Source organism: Streptomyces sp. NPDC037054, assembly GCF_055606745.1.
In genome coordinates, this window is the sequence record NZ_JBVJSJ010000001.1 from 92,117 (window position 1) to 108,778 (window position 16,662).

Below are 16,662 nucleotides of genomic sequence, written 5' to 3' on the forward strand. Positions count from 1 at the left end.
GCTCTGTGCCCACCACGTGGCGCGGTGGGCACGGAGCGTCGCGGATCACCTGCGGAGAGCGGGACTCACCTGGGGTTTCAGCCCCAGATGTCGTACCGCTGGAAACCGGTGCCGAGGGAGACCCTTGTGGCGAAGATCTCGCTGGTCGCCTTGCCGGTGCCCTTGTAGAGGTAGAGCGTGCCGCCCGAGGTCCGGGCGAGGAAGTCGGCCCTGCCGTCGCCGGTGATGTCGCCGACGGCGTCGAAGGCGTTGTAGCTGCTCCAGTCGCGGACCTTGATGCGGGCGGAGAAGGCGGCGCTGCCGGACTTGCCGGTGCCCTTGTAGAGGTAGACGTCGTCGGTGCTCTTGTTGCGGGCGATCAGGTCGGCCTTGCCGTCGCCGGTGAAGTCGCCGTGGCCGCGCACCGAGTTGTACTGGTTCCAGCCGGAGCTGACCTGCACGCGGGACGAGAAGTAGCCGTTGCCCTTGCCCGGGTACAGCCAGAGGTAGCCGCCGGCGTCGACGGAGAGCAGGTCGGGCAGGTAGTCGCCGTTGATGTCGCCGGGCGCGACGATGCGGGTGCGGGTCTTCCAGTTGTCGGCGATCTGCCGGGTCGACCAGGAGCCGCTGGAGGGCACGTAGTGCGTCCAGTACACGTCGCCGGTGGTGGTGACCCGGTAGACGAGGTCCTCGTAGCCGTCGCGGTCGAGGTCGGTCTGGAGGACGACGTTGACGCCGGTCCAGTCGCCCCAGGACTCGCGGGCGCCGAAGGTGCTTCCCGTGGAGTTCTTCGAGAAGCCGGTCCGGGTGGACGACTCGCGCACCCACAGGTCGGCGCGGTGGTCGCCGCTGATGTTGGTGTCGTCGATGCGCGGGTACGCCGCGCCGACGTACGTGCTCACCTTCGCGAAGACGCTGTACGCGCCCCGGGCGACGCAGTCCCGCACGCCCCACGACACGACGCCGACGATGCGGTTGTTCACGACGAGCGGGCCGCCGGAGTCGCCGTTGCAGGCGGAGGTGGTGCCGGTGTCGGAGCCGGTGGCGGGCTTGCCCGCGCACACCATGTGGCCCTTGACGAAGTCGGCGCCGTAGTAGCCGGCGCAGGTGCTGTCCGACTGGACGGGCAGCGTGGCCGTCTTGAGGGTGTCGGAGACGCTGTCGTCGGTGGAGGTGGTGCGGCCCCAGCCGTAGACCTTGGCGCTGGTGCCGGCCGCGTAGGAGGCGGTGTCGCCGGACGTCGTCATGCGGATCGGCGTCGCCCTGACCGGAGCGGGCAGCGTCAGGACCGCGATGTCGTTGTCGATGGTGGTCGCGCTGTACGACGGGTGGTTCCACTGCCGCCAGACGCCGGAGACGGTGCCGCCGTGCAGGTCGGTGTCGCCCGCGCTGTCCGTGGTGGGCAGCTGCGAGGTGCCGGTGACGATCGCGCCGTTCGCGCGCCAGTCGTAGTTCTTGACGCAGTGCGCGGCGGTGAGGATCTTCGTCGGGGCGACGACGGCGCCGCCGCAGAAGAAGCCGATGTCGTCGGTCTCGGCGGTGGTGCCCCGGTCGTCGTGGTACCAGAGCTGCGCCATCCAGGGCGCCGACGTGATGGTGGTCGTCGTACCGCCGATGATCTTGGCGTCGACGGTGGGGCCGTCGCTGCTCGCGCTCAGCGACTCCTTACCGCTCGCCGTACCGGGGGTGTCGTCACCGGCGACGGCGCCCGCGACGCGCTTCTCCAGCTCGGCGAGCGGGGGCGCGGTGGTGGCGGGCTTCACGGTGGGCCGCGGAAGCGGGGTGGCGGCGCCGGCGGACGACGACAGCAGCGTCGCGGCGACGGCGGCGGCGACACCGGCCGCCGCGACGGGCAGGGCGATACGAATCCGGCGTCTGTGACGCCCGCCCCCGGACATGGGTCTACCCACGCAAGTCCCCCCTCGGGATCAGAAGTTCGGGCACGCGACGAAAAAGGGCCCGAAGCAGCGTGATCGTACACCTGTCCGAGTACATGCGAAGGGCCGCCCTCGCGTGTGCGGGAGCGGCCCTTCTGACAGGCGTGACGTCAGTCGCCGTTGCCGGGCGTCGGCGTCGTCTTCTGGATCTGCATCAGGAACTCGACGTTCGACTTCGTCTGCTTCATCTTGTCGAGGAGCAGCTCGATCGCCTGCTGCTGGTCGAGCGCGTGCAGCACCCGGCGCAGCTTCCAGACCACGGCCAACTCCTCGTTGCCGAGCAGGATCTCCTCCTTGCGGGTGCCGGACGCGTCGACGTCCACCGCCGGGAAGATGCGCTTGTCGGCGAGCTTCCGGTCGAGCTTGAGCTCCATGTTGCCGGTGCCCTTGAACTCCTCGAAGATCACCTCGTCCATGCGGGACCCGGTGTCCACCAGCGCGGTGGCGAGGATGGTCAGCGAACCGCCGTCCTCGATGTTGCGGGCCGCACCGAAGAAGCGCTTCGGCGGGTACAGGGCGGTCGAGTCGACACCACCGGACAGGATGCGGCCGGAGGCCGGGGCGGCGAGGTTGTACGCACGGCCCAGACGCGTGATGGAGTCGAGCAGCACGACGACGTCGTGGCCCAGCTCCACCAGGCGCTTCGCCCGCTCGATGGCGAGTTCGGCGACCGTGGTGTGGTCCTCGGCGGGGCGGTCGAAGGTCGAGGAGATGACCTCGCCCTTCACCGACCGCTGCATGTCGGTGACCTCTTCCGGACGCTCGTCGACGAGGACGACCATCAGGTGGCACTCGGGGTTGTTGTGCGTGATCGCGTTGGCGACCGCCTGCATGATCATGGTCTTGCCGGTCTTCGGCGGGGCCACGATCAGACCGCGCTGGCCCTTACCGATCGGCGACACGAGGTCGATGATGCGGGTGGTGAGCACGCCCGGGTCCGTCTCCAGGCGGAGGCGGTCCTGCGGGTACAGCGGGGTGAGCTTGTTGAACTCCGGTCGGCCGCGGCCGTGTTCGGGCGCCATGCCGTTGACGGAGTCGAGGCGGACCAGCGCGTTGAACTTCTCGCGGCGCTCGCCCTCCTTGGGCTGGCGCACGGCACCGGTGATGTGGTCGCCCTTGCGCAGGCCGTTCTTGCGGACCTGGGCGAGGGAGACGTACACGTCGTTCGGGCCGGGCAGGTAGCCGGAGGTCCGGATGAAGGCGTAGTTGTCGAGGATGTCCAGGATGCCCGCGACGGGGATCAGGACGTCGTCCTCGGCGATCTGCGGCTCGGACGCGATGTCGTCGCGGCCACGGCGGCCACGGCGGTCGCGGTAGCGGCCGCGACGGCCACGGCGGCCGCCTTCGAAGTCGTCGTCGTCCTGCTGCTGCCGGCCGCCGCCACCGCCCTGCTGACGCTGGCCCTGCTGCTGGTTCTGCTGGTCGTCGCCCTTGCCGCGGCGGTCGCCCCGGTCGCGATCGCGATCGCGGTCACGGTCGCGGTCCCGGCCGCGCTCGCGGCGGTCCCGGCGGCGGCCCTCGCCGCCCTCGACGTCGCCCTTGCCGTCGGCGCGGCTGTCACCCTTGCCGTCGCCCTGCTGGGGCTGCTGGGCCGGCGTCTCGGCCTTCGGCTCGCTCTTCGCCTCGGCGGCGATCGTCTCGGCGCTGCCCGCGGGGGCACCGGCGTCGGCCGTGGCACGGCGCCGGCGGCGCTCGGCCGGGGCCTCGTTGCTCGCGGGCTGGCCGGGGATCTCGATCTGCTGCTGGGCCTGCTCGGCGGCGGGCTTCTGCGCCTTCTTCTCGGCCTTCTCGGCGGGGGCCTCGTCACCGGTGCGCGCGCGGGAGGTGCTGCGGCGCTTCGGCTTGGCCTCGGCGGCGTCGTCGGCCTTGGCGGCCGGGGCGGATCCACCTCCCGCCTGCGCCTCCTTGATGACCTCGATCAGCTGGCTCTTGCGCATCCGCGCGGTGCCCCTGATGCCGAGGCCGGATGCGACCTGCTGCAACTCGGCCAGCACCATGCCCTCGAGGCCGGTACCGCGGCGCCGCCGGGAGCCGGCACCGGTGGCAGGCGCGGAGGCGTCCGTGGCGGGCGCGGCAGCGGTCTCCTCGACACGTGCGCCCATCAGATCGGTGGTGTCGCTCACGAAGGGTCCTTCCCTGGAGCGGACGTCGGCCTGTCTGGCTCGGCGACCGGTTGTGCTGTCCGGCTACGGTCCTGTTCTGCGTGACCGTGCCGGGGCGGTGGTCCGCCAAAAGCGGCGGAAGAGATTTCTGGTGATGGCGCTTCCTCGAGCCGTGGCACCGAGTGTCACGTGGCGTGGTCGCACCTGCTCCGGAGCGGGCCCGGCGGGTCGCTCAGCACTCACGTACCACGTACTGCCCGCATACGAGGTACCGAACACCGTGCGACTTGGGGGGCTCCCGGAAGAATGTCTGTCCCGGACGGGGACACGAGGCACCTCGCCATGGTGGGGTCGGGTGCAGACTTGAGATTAACACTACCGGATCCAACAAACATTCCCCCTCTCGAAATCCGGCAACCGTGCGCTTTTAAATGTCACCGGAGGGCGCAAGCGGCAGCACGCTCGCTCCCTGCAGATCGAGGCCGAGGCGGTTCGCCGCCCAGTCCTCTCCCGCCAGCGTCTCCACCTTGTCGGCGGTGTCCGCGTCGGCCAGCGCCATGACCGTGGGTCCGGCGCCGGAGATGACCGCCGGGATGCCGACCGACCGCAGTCGCTCGACCAGCGCCGCGCTCTCGGGCATGGCCGGCGCGCGGTACTCCTGGTGCAGGCGGTCCTCGGTGGCGGGCAGCAGCAGCTCGGGGCGCCGGGTGAGGGCCTCGACGAGCAGGGCGGCACGGCCCGCGTTGACGGCGGCGTCGACGTGCGGGACAGAACGCGGCAGCAGGCCGCGCGCGGTCTCGGTGAGGACCGGCTTCCCGGGGACGAAAACCACCGGAACGATGGAATCGGCCGGTTCCATCCTGATCGCCCGGGCCGCGCCGGACTCCATCCAGGACAGGGTGAAACCACCGAGCAGACAGGCCGCGACGTTGTCCGGGTGGCCCTCGATCTCGGTCGCGAGCTCCAGGAGCGCCGCGTCGTCGAGACGGGCCTCGCCGCCTATGGTCACGGCGCGGGCGGCGACGATGCCGGCGCAGATGGCGGCCGAGGAGGAGCCGAGGCCGCGGCCGTGCGGAATGCGGTTGGCGCAGACGATCTCCAGGCCGCGCGGCTGGCCGCCGAGCACGTCGAACGCGGTGCGCAAGGAGCGTACGAGCAGGTGGTTCTCGTCGCGCGGGAGGGTCTCGCTGCCCTCGCCCGCGATGTCGATGTGCAGCCCGGAGTCGGCCACCCGGACGACCACGTCGTCGTAGAGCCCCAGCGCGAGGCCGAGGGCGTCGAAGCCCGGGCCGAGGTTGGCGCTGGTGGCGGGGACGCGCACCCGGACGGCGGCGGCGCGGAAGGCTGGACCGGCCATCGCTCGTTGACTCTCCTTGAGCTGCGTGACTGTCGTGACTGACGTGGCTTGCGTGGCTGTCGTGGTTGTCGTGACTGTCGAATGACGTTCGTTCGGCATCCGATGGCGTACGAGAACCCAGGGGCCGCGCTGCCGGCCGGAGGACCGGCCGCTTTCGGCCGCGGAGACAGCGCGGCACCGCGGCATATGCGGCGGGCGGGTTCGGTACAGCCTATCGAAGGAAGGTTCTGTGGCGACATAGGGCGCACAGGAGGCGCACGATGCGTGTCGCAAGCCCCCTGTGCACCCCCCGTAGGGAGACTTCCCCAGGTAAGCGCCGTCTTACGCGTCCGACGCGTCCCTGTGCGTCGTACGCGTACCGGCTCGGCCGGCTCTCGCGTGCCGGCTCCGGCCGCTCTCAGACGAGGCCGAGGCGTTCGGCCGCCGTGGCCGCGTCGACGGGCACGGTGACCGGCTGCGGGGCGCCGGCGACGGCCCAGTCCGGGTCCTTCAGGCCGTTGCCCGTCACCGTGCACACGATCTTCTGGCCGGGATCGACCTTGCCCTGCTCGGCGGCCTTCAGCAGACCGGCGACGGACGCGGCGGACGCGGGCTCCACGAAGACGCCCTCCTGGGCGGCCAACAGCCGGTAGGCGCGCAGGATCTCACGGTCCGTCACCTCGTCGATGGCGCCGCCGGACTCGTCGCGCGCGTCGAGGGCGTACTGCCAGGAGGCCGGGTTGCCGATCCGGATGGCCGTGGCGATCGTGGACGGGTCCTTGACCACCTCTCCCCGCACGATGGGCGCCGAGCCCGAGGCCTGGAAGCCCCACATGCGCGGGGTCCGCGTCGAGACGCCGTCGGCGGCGTACTCCTTGTAGCCCCGCCAGTAGGCGGTGATGTTGCCCGCGTTGCCCACCGGCAGGACGTGGATCTCGGGCGCGTCGCCGAGCATGTCGACGATCTCGAACGCGGCCGTCTTCTGGCCCTCGATACGCACCGGATTGACCGAATTCACCAGCGCGACGGGGTAGTTGTCGCTGAGCCCGCGGGCCAGGGTGAGGCAGTCGTCGAAGTTGCCGTCGACCTGGAGGATCTTCGCGCCGTGCACCAGGGCCTGGCCCATCTTGCCGAGCGCGATCTTGCCCTGCGGCACGAGGACGGCGCAGACCATCCCGGCGCGCACGGCGTACGCGGCGGCGGAGGCCGACGTGTTGCCGGTGGAGGCGCAGATGACCGCCTTGGCCCCCTCCTCCTTCGCCCTGGAGATGGCCATGGTCATGCCGCGGTCCTTGAAGGACCCCGTCGGGTTCGCGCCCTCCACCTTGAGGTGGACCTCGCAGCCCGTGCGCTCGGAGAGCACCTGCGCGGGCACGAGGGGCGTGCCGCCCTCGCGGAGCGTCACGACCGGCGTGGTGTCGGAAACCGGCAGCCTGTCCCGGTACTCCTCGATGATTCCGCGCCACTGGTGGGTCATTGCTGGTTACTCTCCTTCAACCCGCATGATGCTGGCGACACCACGCACGGTGTCGAGCTTGCGCAACGCCTCGACGGTCCCGCCGAGGGCGGCGTCGGACGCACGGTGGGTGACCACGACGAGGGACGCCTCGCCGTCCTTGCCCTGCTGCCGAACCGTGTCGATGGACACGCCGTGCTCGGCGAAGACGGTGGCCACCTGGGCGAGGACGCCCGGTTTGTCGGCCACGTCCAGACTGATGTGGTAGCGCGTGACGACGTCGCCCATGGGCGACACGGGCAGCGCGGCGTACGCGGACTCGCCGGGGCCCGTCGAGCCGCTGAGCCGGTTGCGGCAGACGGCGACGAGGTCGCCGAGCACGGCGGAGGCGGTGGGCGCGCCACCGGCGCCGGGGCCGTAGAACATGAGCTGCCCGGCGGCGTCGGACTCGACGAAGACGGCGTTGTAGGCGCCGCGGACGCTGGCCAGCGGGTGGCTGAGGGGGATCATCGCCGGATGCACCCGCGCGGTGACGGAGGCCCCGTCGGCGGCCCGCTCGCAGATGGCGAGCAGCTTGATGGTGCAGCCCATCTCCTTGGCGGAGGCGAAGTCGGCCGCGGTGACCTCGGTCATGCCCTCGCGGTAGACGTCGTCGAGGCGCACGCGCGTGTGGAAGGCGATTCCGGCGAGGATGGCGGCCTTGGCTGCGGCGTCGAAGCCCTCGACGTCGGCGGTCGGGTCGGCCTCGGCGTACCCGAGCGCGGTGGCCTCGTCCAGGGCCTCCTGGTAGCCGGCGCCGGTCGAGTCCATCTTGTCGAGGATGAAGTTCGTCGTGCCGTTGACGATGCCCATGACCCGGTTGATCTTGTCGCCGGCCAGGGACTCGCGCAGCGGCCGGATCAGCGGGATCGCGCCGGCGACGGCGGCCTCGTAGTAGAGGTCCTTGGCGTGCTCCTCGGCGACGGCGTGCAGCGCGGCGCCGTCCTGGGCGAGCAGGGCCTTGTTGGCGGAGACGACGGAGGCGCCGTGCTCGAAGGCGGTGGTGATGAGCGTGCGGGCGGGCTCGATGCCGCCGATGACCTCGACGACCACGTCGATGTCGCCGCGTTTGACGAGGGCGGTGGCGTCGGTGGTGACGAGCGCCGGGTCGATGCCCTCGCGCACCCGGTCGGGCCGGCGGACGGCGACGCCCGCGAGCTCGACGGGGGCGCCGATGCGGGCGGCGAGGTCGTCGGCGTGCGTCGTCATGATGCGCGCCACCTCTGAGCCGACCACTCCACAGCCCAGCAGCGCCACCTTCAGCGGACGCGTACGCATCATCCGACCTCGTTTCCTCACATACCGAATACGCGAATACGGTGGAACCAGTCTCACTCACCGGACGGGACTTCCTGCGTCCCGTCCGGATCGTGAGATGTCTATTTCATTTTGGTGGCCGGGAAGACCGAAGATCTTCCTTGGCCAGGGGAACCCGGGCGGTTCCCTGTCATCCGACGCCCTGGAACGCCCGACGGCGGCGTCACCCGACGTCGAGACGCAGCAGATCCTCCTCCGTCTCGCGGCGGACGATCACCCGGGCCTCGCCCTCCCGCACGGCGACGACCGGCGGGCGGAGCACGTGGTTGTAGTTGCTGGCCATCGACCGGCAGTACGCCCCGGTCGCCGCCACCGCGATCAGGTCACCCGGTGCCAGGTCGGCCGGCAGGAACGCGTCCCGCACCACGATGTCACCGCTCTCGCAGTGCTTGCCGACCACCCTCGTCAGCATCGGCTCGGCGTCGGAGCCGCGGGAGGCGAGGACGACCGTGTATTCGGCGTCGTAGAGCGCGGTACGGATGTTGTCCGACATGCCGCCGTCCACGGAGACGTACGTGCGCAGCCCGTCGAGCGGCTTGACGGTGCCGACCTCGTACAGCGTGAACGCGGTGGGCCCGACGATGGCGCGCCCCGGCTCGACGGAGATACGCGGAGTCCGCAGCTTCGCGGCCTCGCACTCGCGGGTGACGATCTCGGTGAGCGCCTTGGCGATCTCATGCGGCTCGCGGGGGTCGTCGTCGCTGGTGTAGGCGATGCCGAGGCCGCCGCCGAGGTCGATCTCGGGCAGCTCGACGCCGTGCTCGTCCCGGATGTCCTTGAGCAGCCGGACCACGCGGTGGGCGGCGACCTCGAAGCCGGACATGTCGAAGATCTGCGACCCGATGTGCGAGTGGATCCCGATCAGCTCGATCCCGTCGAGCTGGAGAGCACGCCGTACGGCCTCGGCGGCCTGCCCGCCGGCGAGCGGAATGCCGAACTTCTGGTCCTCGTGCGCGGTGGCGATGAACTCGTGCGTGTGCGCCTCGACGCCGACGGTGATGCGGATCTGCACGCGCTGCCGCCTGCCCAGCTCCTGGGCGATGTGGGCGACGCGCACGATCTCCTGGAAGGAGTCGAGCACGATCCGCCCGACGCCGGCCTCGACGGCCCGTCGGATCTCGCGCACGTCCTTGTTGTTGCCGTGGAACGCGATCCGCTCGGCGGGCATCCCGGCGGACAGGGCGGTGGCCAGCTCGCCCCCGGAGCACACGTCGAGGTTGAGCCCTTCCTCGTCCAGCCACCGCACGACGGCACGCGACAGGAACGCCTTCCCGGCGTAGAACACGTCGGCGTCCGGCCCGAAGGCGGTGCGCCAGGCACGGGCCCGCTCGCGGAAGTCGGCCTCGTCGAGCACGTAGGCGGGCGTCCCGAACTCCTCGGCGAGCTGCTTGACGTCGATCCCACCGACGCTGAGGACGCCGTCCTCGTCGCGGGTGACGGTCTGCGCCCACACCTTGGCGTCGAGGGCGTTGAGGTCGGTGGGCGGAGCGCTGTAGTGCCCCTCGGGGAGGACGTCGGCGTGACGGGGCCCGGCGGGGTGTGCGGAACGGCTCATGATCTGGGGTGGCTCTCTGTCTCGTCTCAGAGGTGGTCGGGTGCGTCGATGCCGAGCAGGGACAGGCCGCCGGCCAGCACCGTCCCGGCGGCTTCGGCAAGAGCGAGCCGGGCACGGTGGGCGGCCGAGGGTTTCTCCTCACCGACGGGCAGCACGGAGGGGAGGAAGGGCAGCACGGCATCGGCGACGTCGACGAGGTGCCGGGCGAGACGATCGGGGGCGTGGGTGGTGGCGGCGGTGGCGAGGATGCGGGGGTGGGTGGCGAGGGTGGCGAGGAGACGGGCGGGGGGCGAGAAGGGGTTGGCGCCGGGGCCGGTCCTGGTACTGGAACGAGTCCCGGGGTCGGCCAGGGGGCCGGGCTCGGGGGTGAAACCGAGGTCGGCGGCGTTGCGGAGGAGGGCGCGGGTGCGGGCGTGGGCGTACCGCACGCGGAAGAGGGGGTTGCACTCGCGCTGCACGAGATGCTCGTCGCCGATGCGGGGCCGGTCGTGGGAGGCGGGGTGGAGCAGGGCCCAGCGCCCGGCGTCACGGCCGAGGGTGGTGGGGTGGGGGCCGGCGGGGTCGGCGGGGACGGGCTGGATGCGGCGGTGGTCGGGGCTGGGAGGGCGGCCGTCGGAGGCGTGAGGGGCGTTGAGGGCGTTTGGGGTGCCGAGGGCGTGGGGGATGCCGGGGGCGTCGGGGATGCCGGGGGCATGGGGGGCGCCGGGGGTGCCGAGGGCATCGAGGGTGTCGGGGGTGCCGGGGGCGTCGAGGGTGTCGGGGGTGCCGGGGGCGTCGATGCCGAGGATCCGAACCCAACCGGGGTCGGGGGGCGCGTCGCAGGTGGTCCGCACGTCGGTGCCCTGGGCCCGCAGCAGCCGGGCGACGACGTCCATGACGACGAGGGCGCGGACTTCGCGGGGGGCGTGGAGGTGAAGGGACGGCGAGTCGGGCTGCGGGTGGGGCCGCGCGTCGGGCCGCACATCGGGCTGCGTGTCGGGCCGCGTGGTGTGGGCGTACCCGTACCGCACACCGCATCGCAGGATGTCCTCGACGAGGGCGGCGGGGGCGCTGTCACGCAGCCGGATGTTGAGGAACCCGGGAGGGGTGACGACGACGTCCTCGATGGGGTTGCCGGGGCCGAGGTCGGTGCCGGTGCCGGAGTCGAGGTCGATGCCGAGGCCGGGGTCGAGGAGGTGGGCCTTGAGGATGCCGGCGACGCGGAGGGGCGGCTGCCCGGCGGGCCCAGCGAGCTTGAGGGCGATGCTCGTGGCGTAGTCACCGCACCCACCGGGCCCGGGAGGCCCGACCACGACACGCTCAGGAACGGTCACGCTCAGCTCTCCCCCGTCAACAGCACGACGCACGGCGTGCAGCACGGTGCGGGAGAGCTCGACGGGGGTCACGGGACAAGCGTATGGGAGGAGGGGGGTGGGTAAGCGAACCGGTTTGCGGGCGATCCCGGGATGTGGACGGCGACGGCAGGGAGCCCGGCGTGGGTGGGCCGGGAGGGGCGGGGTGGACCGGGTCGGGCCGGGGTGGGCCCGGGGGACGCGGACCGAGCTGGACCGGGGTGGACTGGGAAGGGCCGGGGCGGACCGGGAGGTACGTCAACTACCGGCGGGCTCTGCCTCGGCCTCGGTCTCGGTCTCACCGGCCTCGATCACGCGCCCGCACCTGGACGGGCCGTCACCCCCAGCGGGTTCACCACCCCCGAACCCACCCCCCTCTCTCCCCCCGCGCCCTCGCCGCTCGACCAACCGCCGGACGACGCGAACGAGTTCGGCGGGCTCGAAGGGCTTGGCGAGGAAGGCGTCGACGCCGACGTCGAGGCCGGCCTCGACCTCGAACTGCGTGCACGCGCTGACGATGGCGAGCGGAAGATCACGGGTGAGCGGGTCGGCACGCAACCGGGCGGCGGTCCGCAGACCGTCGAGCCGGGGCATGACGACGTCGAGGGTGACGACGTCGGGCCGCACCTGATGGACGACTTCAAGACACTCGGCACCATCGGCCGCGGTCACGACCTCGAGACCCTCGAGCTCGAGATTGACCCTGATCAGCTGCCGGATGACCTTGTTGTCGTCCACAACGAGGACCCGGCCCGAAGCGCCTGGCACAACTCGAGAGTAGGTCGACACCGGTCGGCGCGTCCGGGTTTTCCCCACTTCCACCCCGTGCGGGGGACGGAGCCCTCGTTGGCTGACGCGGACCGGGCGCGGGGGAGGCTGTGGCGACGACTCGGACGACGCCGCGGACGCCGGACCCGACGTGCGAGAAACCGGTTCATGACCACCCCGGGGGAGCTGGTAGTGTTCTACCCGTCGCCGCGAGCAACACCGAACGCCGCGACACGCCCCCGTAGCTCAGGGGATAGAGCAACGGCCTCCGGAGCCGTGTGCGCAGGTTCGAATCCTGCCGGGGGCACCCTGCATGAGGTGCCTGAAGACCCCGTGACCAGCCGAAACGCTGAGTGCGGGGTCTTCGCGTTTGTGCAGGCGTGTGCCGTCCGAAGCAGCCCTGTGACGCAGTCCGTGGACTATTCGTGGACAGGTTCTTGAGGCGTCGCAGCAGGTCAGCTCAGGGAAAGTCCAACTCCCGCAGACCATCGATCGGGCCGACGCCCAGCGGATCCACGACTTCGGGAAGCCATCAGGTCGGCAGCTCAGCCTTGGCGCCAGAGCACGGGGCCTCAGCTGGCGCCACTGCCGCGCGCGGAGTGAGAGCGATGACCCCAGTACCTTCAACGCGCGTGTCGCCGTCAGCTTGAACGGGCTGACACCCAGAGCCGCGGCGATCTCGGGAGCGAGGTCGAACGCGGCCCACTTCCACTCGTCCTCGGCCTCTTCCGATCGCGTCGTCTCATCCCATACCGCCGGCAATCCGAGCTGCTCTCGGCGAGCCCGTTCGAGGGGCAGCGGCTCCCCCAGCGTCAAGAAGGCGTCCTCGGCTTCGCCGGTCTCGCAGTAGCGCCGCAGTACGACACCGTCCTGAGCTATGAGCCAAGCTGAACCATCCCCCTGGGACCCGTAGTAATACGCCTGGGCCTGCCCGTAACGAACGCTCAGGTCACGGCACAACCGCAGTACGTCATCACTGCGCTCGACGTCGCACGGGTCGCACCACGGCCCGATGACCAAGGTCCACCCGTCGAGTTCCGGGCTGACGTATACGCGAGCCATCCCGGCCGGGTTCTCCTCGGACTCTCCGTGGCCGTCATCCTCGATGATTTCCTCGGCCTCAGCGAACGTCACGGGGCGAGGTTGGACAAGCCCCATCAGCTCCATGACTCCCGCCTGATCGCCTGTCGGTACAGCAATCCAGTACAGCCAGCATGTGGCCAAGACCCTTGGCAGATCATCAGCGAAAGAGCGCACGTGCACACATTGCCATGAGCTTCTGCAGCAACGAAGAGGCCCTCGGAATCCCGGGGGCCTCACGGCAGGTGCAGCTGGTTTCACTCGTATTCGCGCAACAACTCGATCTTGCGGTTGGCGATCTCCTGCCGTCCGTCGATGCACTTGGCGTAGCGGCTCAGCAGGACCTCGACGCTGTTGCCTGCGCGTTCAGCGGCCTCCGTCGGGTCCACCCCGGAGTTGAGCCAGGTCGACAGTGCCGAGTGCCGGAGGTCATACGGGCGAGCCGCGAGCGGGGAGGCGACTGCGGCCGGCGGAAGCGCCAGCACGCGAGCCTCCTGCCAGACGCGGTAGTACGTCGAGGAGCCGACCACTCCCCCACGCTCGTTGGCGAACAGCCGCCCGTCCTCGGCCGTGCCGAACGTATCGAGGTGCTGCCGGAGGATGGCGACGAGCTGGGGCGGGATCGGTACGAGCCGGACCTCTTCCGCCGGGCGGTTCTTGAGGCCCCGGTCGTCGTGGGTCTCGCCGGAGTCCGTCCACTGCTTTCCGACGCTGGGACGCGTCCGGTTCAACAGCACCGTTCCCCAGCCGGCATCGGGCAGCTTCAGGTCAGCATCTGTGAGGCCGACGGCCTCAGCCGGACGCAAGGCGCCGTAGTACATGCAGGCGAACAGGCCGACGAGTCCGCGACCACGCGCCCGGCTGTATCCACCGACGTACGAGACCGCAGTCAGCAGGGAACGGGCTTGTGCAGGATTGGCGACCACCCGGGGGTCGACTTCCCCGGCCACCTTCGGTTTCTTCCAGCGGATGCCCGTGATCGGGTTCTCTTTGAACTCCCCAAGGTCTACTGCATAGTGCAGCGCGTTGACGAGCGTTCGACGCTTGCGCCGGACGGTCTCCGCGGCAGCCGCTGTCCCGTCGAGCTTCAGCTTGAGCGAGTCCAGGACAGCCCTGCCCATCGCAGCGTCACCGAGGTCCGAGAGCGGACGCGACGCCTTGGCCACCCAGTGCAAGGTGTTCGCGATCTCAGTCGGCAATGCGCGCTCGTCCGGTCCGAGCAGGACGAAGGCCCAGTTGCGAAGCGTCTTCCTGATCAGTTCCTCGGACGGCTGCCCCGGACGATCGTCAAGGCGGCTCGCTCCGCTCACCGCGCGCGGCCCGGCCCCCGGCCGGGCCTGCGCTCCTGTCTCCACCCCGCTCCAGCCCGGCCGGCACCCGTGCCGCGCGCACAGCAGTCAGCCGCCTGACGTCAGGGAAGAGTTGCATCGTGGCTGGGGCGGTCGGCTCCACGGCTTTAGGCAGCCACTTTGGCGCGAGCCTCGAAGATCATGGCCCCAACGTCGTGCTTTACCGGGCAGGTCCACAGACTGCCCGACGCGCCGGAAGCTTACGGGGCCATGATCACTCGCGCCAAAGCAGCTCCAGCCCAAAGCCGCTACGCCGACCGATCTGCCCAGCTGAGGCTTCTGTTCGGTTGGCGTCCGAGCCTAATAGCTGGCCACGAGACCGGGCCGCGGGCCGTCGACGACCCGCGCGGGAGCGACTGTAAGGTGCGTCGGTTTGGCCTGACCTTCGCACCCCTGGCGTTTCTTACCCGTGACAGCGTCTAGGCTCTGCGGCGTGGCACGACTCGATACCCTCATAGAGCAGATCAGCGATCCGCACTTGCGCGCCCAGATTCAGCGTGAGGTCGCTGAGCTGGAGAGCCGACGCACCTTCGGCCTTGTCTTTGAGAAGCACCTGCCAGAGGCCATCCGGTTGCGTGACGTTCCCATCAGGGTGGGCTCCACGGTCATGCTCAAGGACCGAGGGAATGACTCGGTATGGCAACTCACAGGTCTCTCCGAAGGCGTTGCTACCCTCCGTGACGACGACGGTAACGAGGTCAAGGCGCCTATCACCGAGCTAACTGCGGCTAGGGCCTTCGGTGAGCCAGTCTACCCGGGGTTGGTGCCTTCAGAGGCGATTAACCATGCTGACCAAAGCACCCACCACCTCGTGATCAACGGGGAGAACCACCACGTACTTCAGGCTCTTCGTTACACGCATGCGGGAAAGATAGACTGTATCTACGTCGATCCACCCTATAACACTGGTGGCGACTTCACATATAACGACAAATATGTGGGCAAGGACGACCGCTATCGACACTCAAAGTGGCTCTCCTTCATGGAGAAGCGGCTTCGTCTCGCCAGGGACCTCTTGAAGCAGACCGGCGTCATCATCGTGGCGATCGATGACAACGAGCATGCTCATCTTCGGCTCCTTATGGACCAGATCTTCTCCGAGACGAACTTCCTTGCATCAGCTACGTGGCTCGGCTCCAGCAAGAACGACGCACGTTTCACCGCCGGCGGGCTCGACTACATGCTCATTTACGGCAGGTCTCGTGACGCCCTGATCGATGCCGACGCCCGCTGGAGGCAGACTAAAAAGGGGTACGACCTAGCGATTGACACGGCGAAGGAGGCATGGAAGCAGGCCGCTGGGGACCCCGCTGAGGCAACACGGCTATATCGCGCAAAAGTGCGTGGCCGAAAAAACGAGATGGAGAAGGGAGTCGCCCGTTACAACGAGATCGATGAAACAGGGCGACTTTTCTTCCGGGCGGACCTCAGCAGTCCAAATCCTCGGCCGAACCTGATGTACGATCTCCCTCACCCCGTAACAGGCTTGCCAGTGCATAGGCCAAAAAATGGTTGGGTCTACTCCCCTACAACTATGCAGGAGAAGCTATCCGAAGGGCGCATCCTGTTCGGTGAAGATCACACCACAGGTGCCTACTATAAGCGGTATCTTGACGAGGTTGAGGGTCAATCCTTGAGACCGTTTGTCGACGTCGACCGTCGCGCCTCTTCCCTAGAGCTTGCCCGTCTCCTTGGAGAGAAACGCTTTCAGTTCCCGAAGGACGTTAATGTCCTCTCCGAGTGGATTGGCGCCGTCACAATGCGCGATCCTAATGCCGTGGTACTCGATTTCTTCGGCGGGTCGGGATCGACGTGTGAGGCTATCTTGCATATGAACGCACAGGACGGCGGGCAAAGGCAATGCCTACTGGTCACGAATAATGAGGTTGACTCCAAGACCGCCAAGAAGTTGGCTGCCGAGGGGTTGCAACCCGGAGACCCTGAATGGGAGGCCCGGGGCATCTACCAGTACGTCACTAAACCGCGTATCAAAACAGTCGTGACCGGAATCCGCGAGGATGGGACCACGTACTCCGAAGGCATGGACGCCAATGTGACGTTCCTAGATTTGACATATCTGGATCGAACCAACGTCGAAAGAGGACGAGCCTTCGAGCAGATCGCGCACCTGCTGTGGGTACAAGCCGGTGCTCGAGGTGCCACCATCACGGAAGAAAGCGACACCTTTTCCGCTCCCGAAGACGCCAATTACGCGGTTCTGTTTGACGTCGATCACTGGGGCGGGTTCGTCGAGGCGGTTAAGGGGCGTGCGGACATCACACATGCCTACGTCGTCACCGACTCCGATGCCGCTTTCAATCACGTCGAGCGGAGCCTGCCGGACACAATGAAGGTGACCAGACTATACGAGGATTACTTGTCCTCCTTTGAGATCAACGTCGGGGGCAACTGA

The 16,662-nt window shown here is 69.1% G+C and carries 10 protein-coding genes and 1 tRNA gene; 2 read left to right on the forward strand and 9 right to left on the reverse strand.

Features of this window, described 5'->3' with window-relative positions; translation table 11 throughout:
• Positions 1-77: 77 nt before the first annotated feature.
• The 8 genes from ACZ7D7_RS00460 to ACZ7D7_RS00495 all read right to left on the reverse strand — a co-directional run bounded on the left by ACZ7D7_RS00460 (position 78) and on the right by ACZ7D7_RS00495 (position 11,820).
• Positions 78-1,877: a trypsin-like serine protease gene (locus ACZ7D7_RS00460; RefSeq protein ID WP_470822398.1), complete on the reverse strand. Its 1,800-nt coding sequence runs from the start codon at positions 1,875-1,877 to the stop codon at positions 78-80.
• Between the two features lie 149 nt (positions 1,878-2,026).
• Entirely contained in the window at positions 2,027-4,039 is a 2,013-nt protein-coding gene (gene rho / locus ACZ7D7_RS00465; protein WP_470821176.1) for a transcription termination factor Rho, read from the reverse strand.
• Positions 4,040-4,445: 406 nt separating this feature from the next.
• Positions 4,446-5,375 carry a homoserine kinase gene (gene thrB / locus ACZ7D7_RS00470; RefSeq protein WP_470821177.1) on the reverse strand — a complete coding sequence of 310 codons (930 nt, stop codon included), beginning with the start codon at positions 5,373-5,375 and terminating at the stop codon, positions 4,446-4,448.
• Between the two features lie 397 nt (positions 5,376-5,772).
• A complete protein-coding gene (gene thrC / locus ACZ7D7_RS00475) occupies positions 5,773-6,831 on the reverse strand; it encodes a threonine synthase (protein ID WP_470821178.1) in 1,059 nt (352 codons plus the stop codon).
• A 6-nt stretch (positions 6,832-6,837) separates the two neighbouring features.
• Positions 6,838-8,130 carry a homoserine dehydrogenase gene (locus ACZ7D7_RS00480; RefSeq protein WP_470821180.1) on the reverse strand — a complete coding sequence of 431 codons (1,293 nt, stop codon included), beginning with the start codon at positions 8,128-8,130 and terminating at the stop codon, positions 6,838-6,840.
• Between the two features lie 199 nt (positions 8,131-8,329).
• Entirely contained in the window at positions 8,330-9,721 is a 1,392-nt protein-coding gene (lysA, locus tag ACZ7D7_RS00485; protein ID WP_470821182.1) for a diaminopimelate decarboxylase, read from the reverse strand.
• 26 nt (positions 9,722-9,747) lie between these two features.
• A complete protein-coding gene (gene nrtL / locus ACZ7D7_RS00490; protein ID WP_470821184.1) occupies positions 9,748-11,106 on the reverse strand; it encodes an ArgS-related anticodon-binding protein NrtL in 1,359 nt (452 codons plus the stop codon).
• Between the two features lie 204 nt (positions 11,107-11,310).
• A complete protein-coding gene (locus ACZ7D7_RS00495) occupies positions 11,311-11,820 on the reverse strand; it encodes a response regulator (RefSeq protein ID WP_470822400.1) in 510 nt (169 codons plus the stop codon).
• Positions 11,821-12,055: 235 nt separating this feature from the next.
• Here ACZ7D7_RS00495 and ACZ7D7_RS00500 point away from each other — a divergent pair.
• Positions 12,056-12,127: transfer RNA gene (locus ACZ7D7_RS00500), tRNA-Arg, on the forward strand.
• Between the two features lie 1,030 nt (positions 12,128-13,157).
• On the opposite strand, the gene ACZ7D7_RS00505 is transcribed toward ACZ7D7_RS00500, so the two are convergent.
• Positions 13,158-14,210 carry a tyrosine-type recombinase/integrase gene (locus ACZ7D7_RS00505; protein WP_470822402.1) on the reverse strand — a complete coding sequence of 351 codons (1,053 nt, stop codon included), beginning with the start codon at positions 14,208-14,210 and terminating at the stop codon, positions 13,158-13,160.
• A gap of 472 nt (positions 14,211-14,682) precedes the next feature.
• On the opposite strand from ACZ7D7_RS00505, the gene ACZ7D7_RS00510 reads away from it, so the two are divergent.
• Positions 14,683-16,662 carry a site-specific DNA-methyltransferase gene (locus ACZ7D7_RS00510; protein WP_470821186.1) on the forward strand — a complete coding sequence of 660 codons (1,980 nt, stop codon included), beginning with the start codon at positions 14,683-14,685 and terminating at the stop codon, positions 16,660-16,662.

Coding starts and splice junctions, on each gene's coding strand:
- ACZ7D7_RS00460 (WP_470822398.1), bottom strand. CDS start 1,877: ATGTCCGGGGGCGGGCGTCACAGACGCCGGATTCGTATCGCCCTGCCC.
- thrB (WP_470821177.1), bottom strand. CDS start 5,375: ATGGCCGGTCCAGCCTTCCGCGCCGCCGCCGTCCGGGTGCGCGTCCCC.
- thrC (WP_470821178.1), bottom strand. CDS start 6,831: ATGACCCACCAGTGGCGCGGAATCATCGAGGAGTACCGGGACAGGCTG.
- ACZ7D7_RS00480 (WP_470821180.1), bottom strand. CDS start 8,130: ATGATGCGTACGCGTCCGCTGAAGGTGGCGCTGCTGGGCTGTGGAGTG.
- lysA (WP_470821182.1), bottom strand. CDS start 9,721: ATGAGCCGTTCCGCACACCCCGCCGGGCCCCGTCACGCCGACGTCCTC.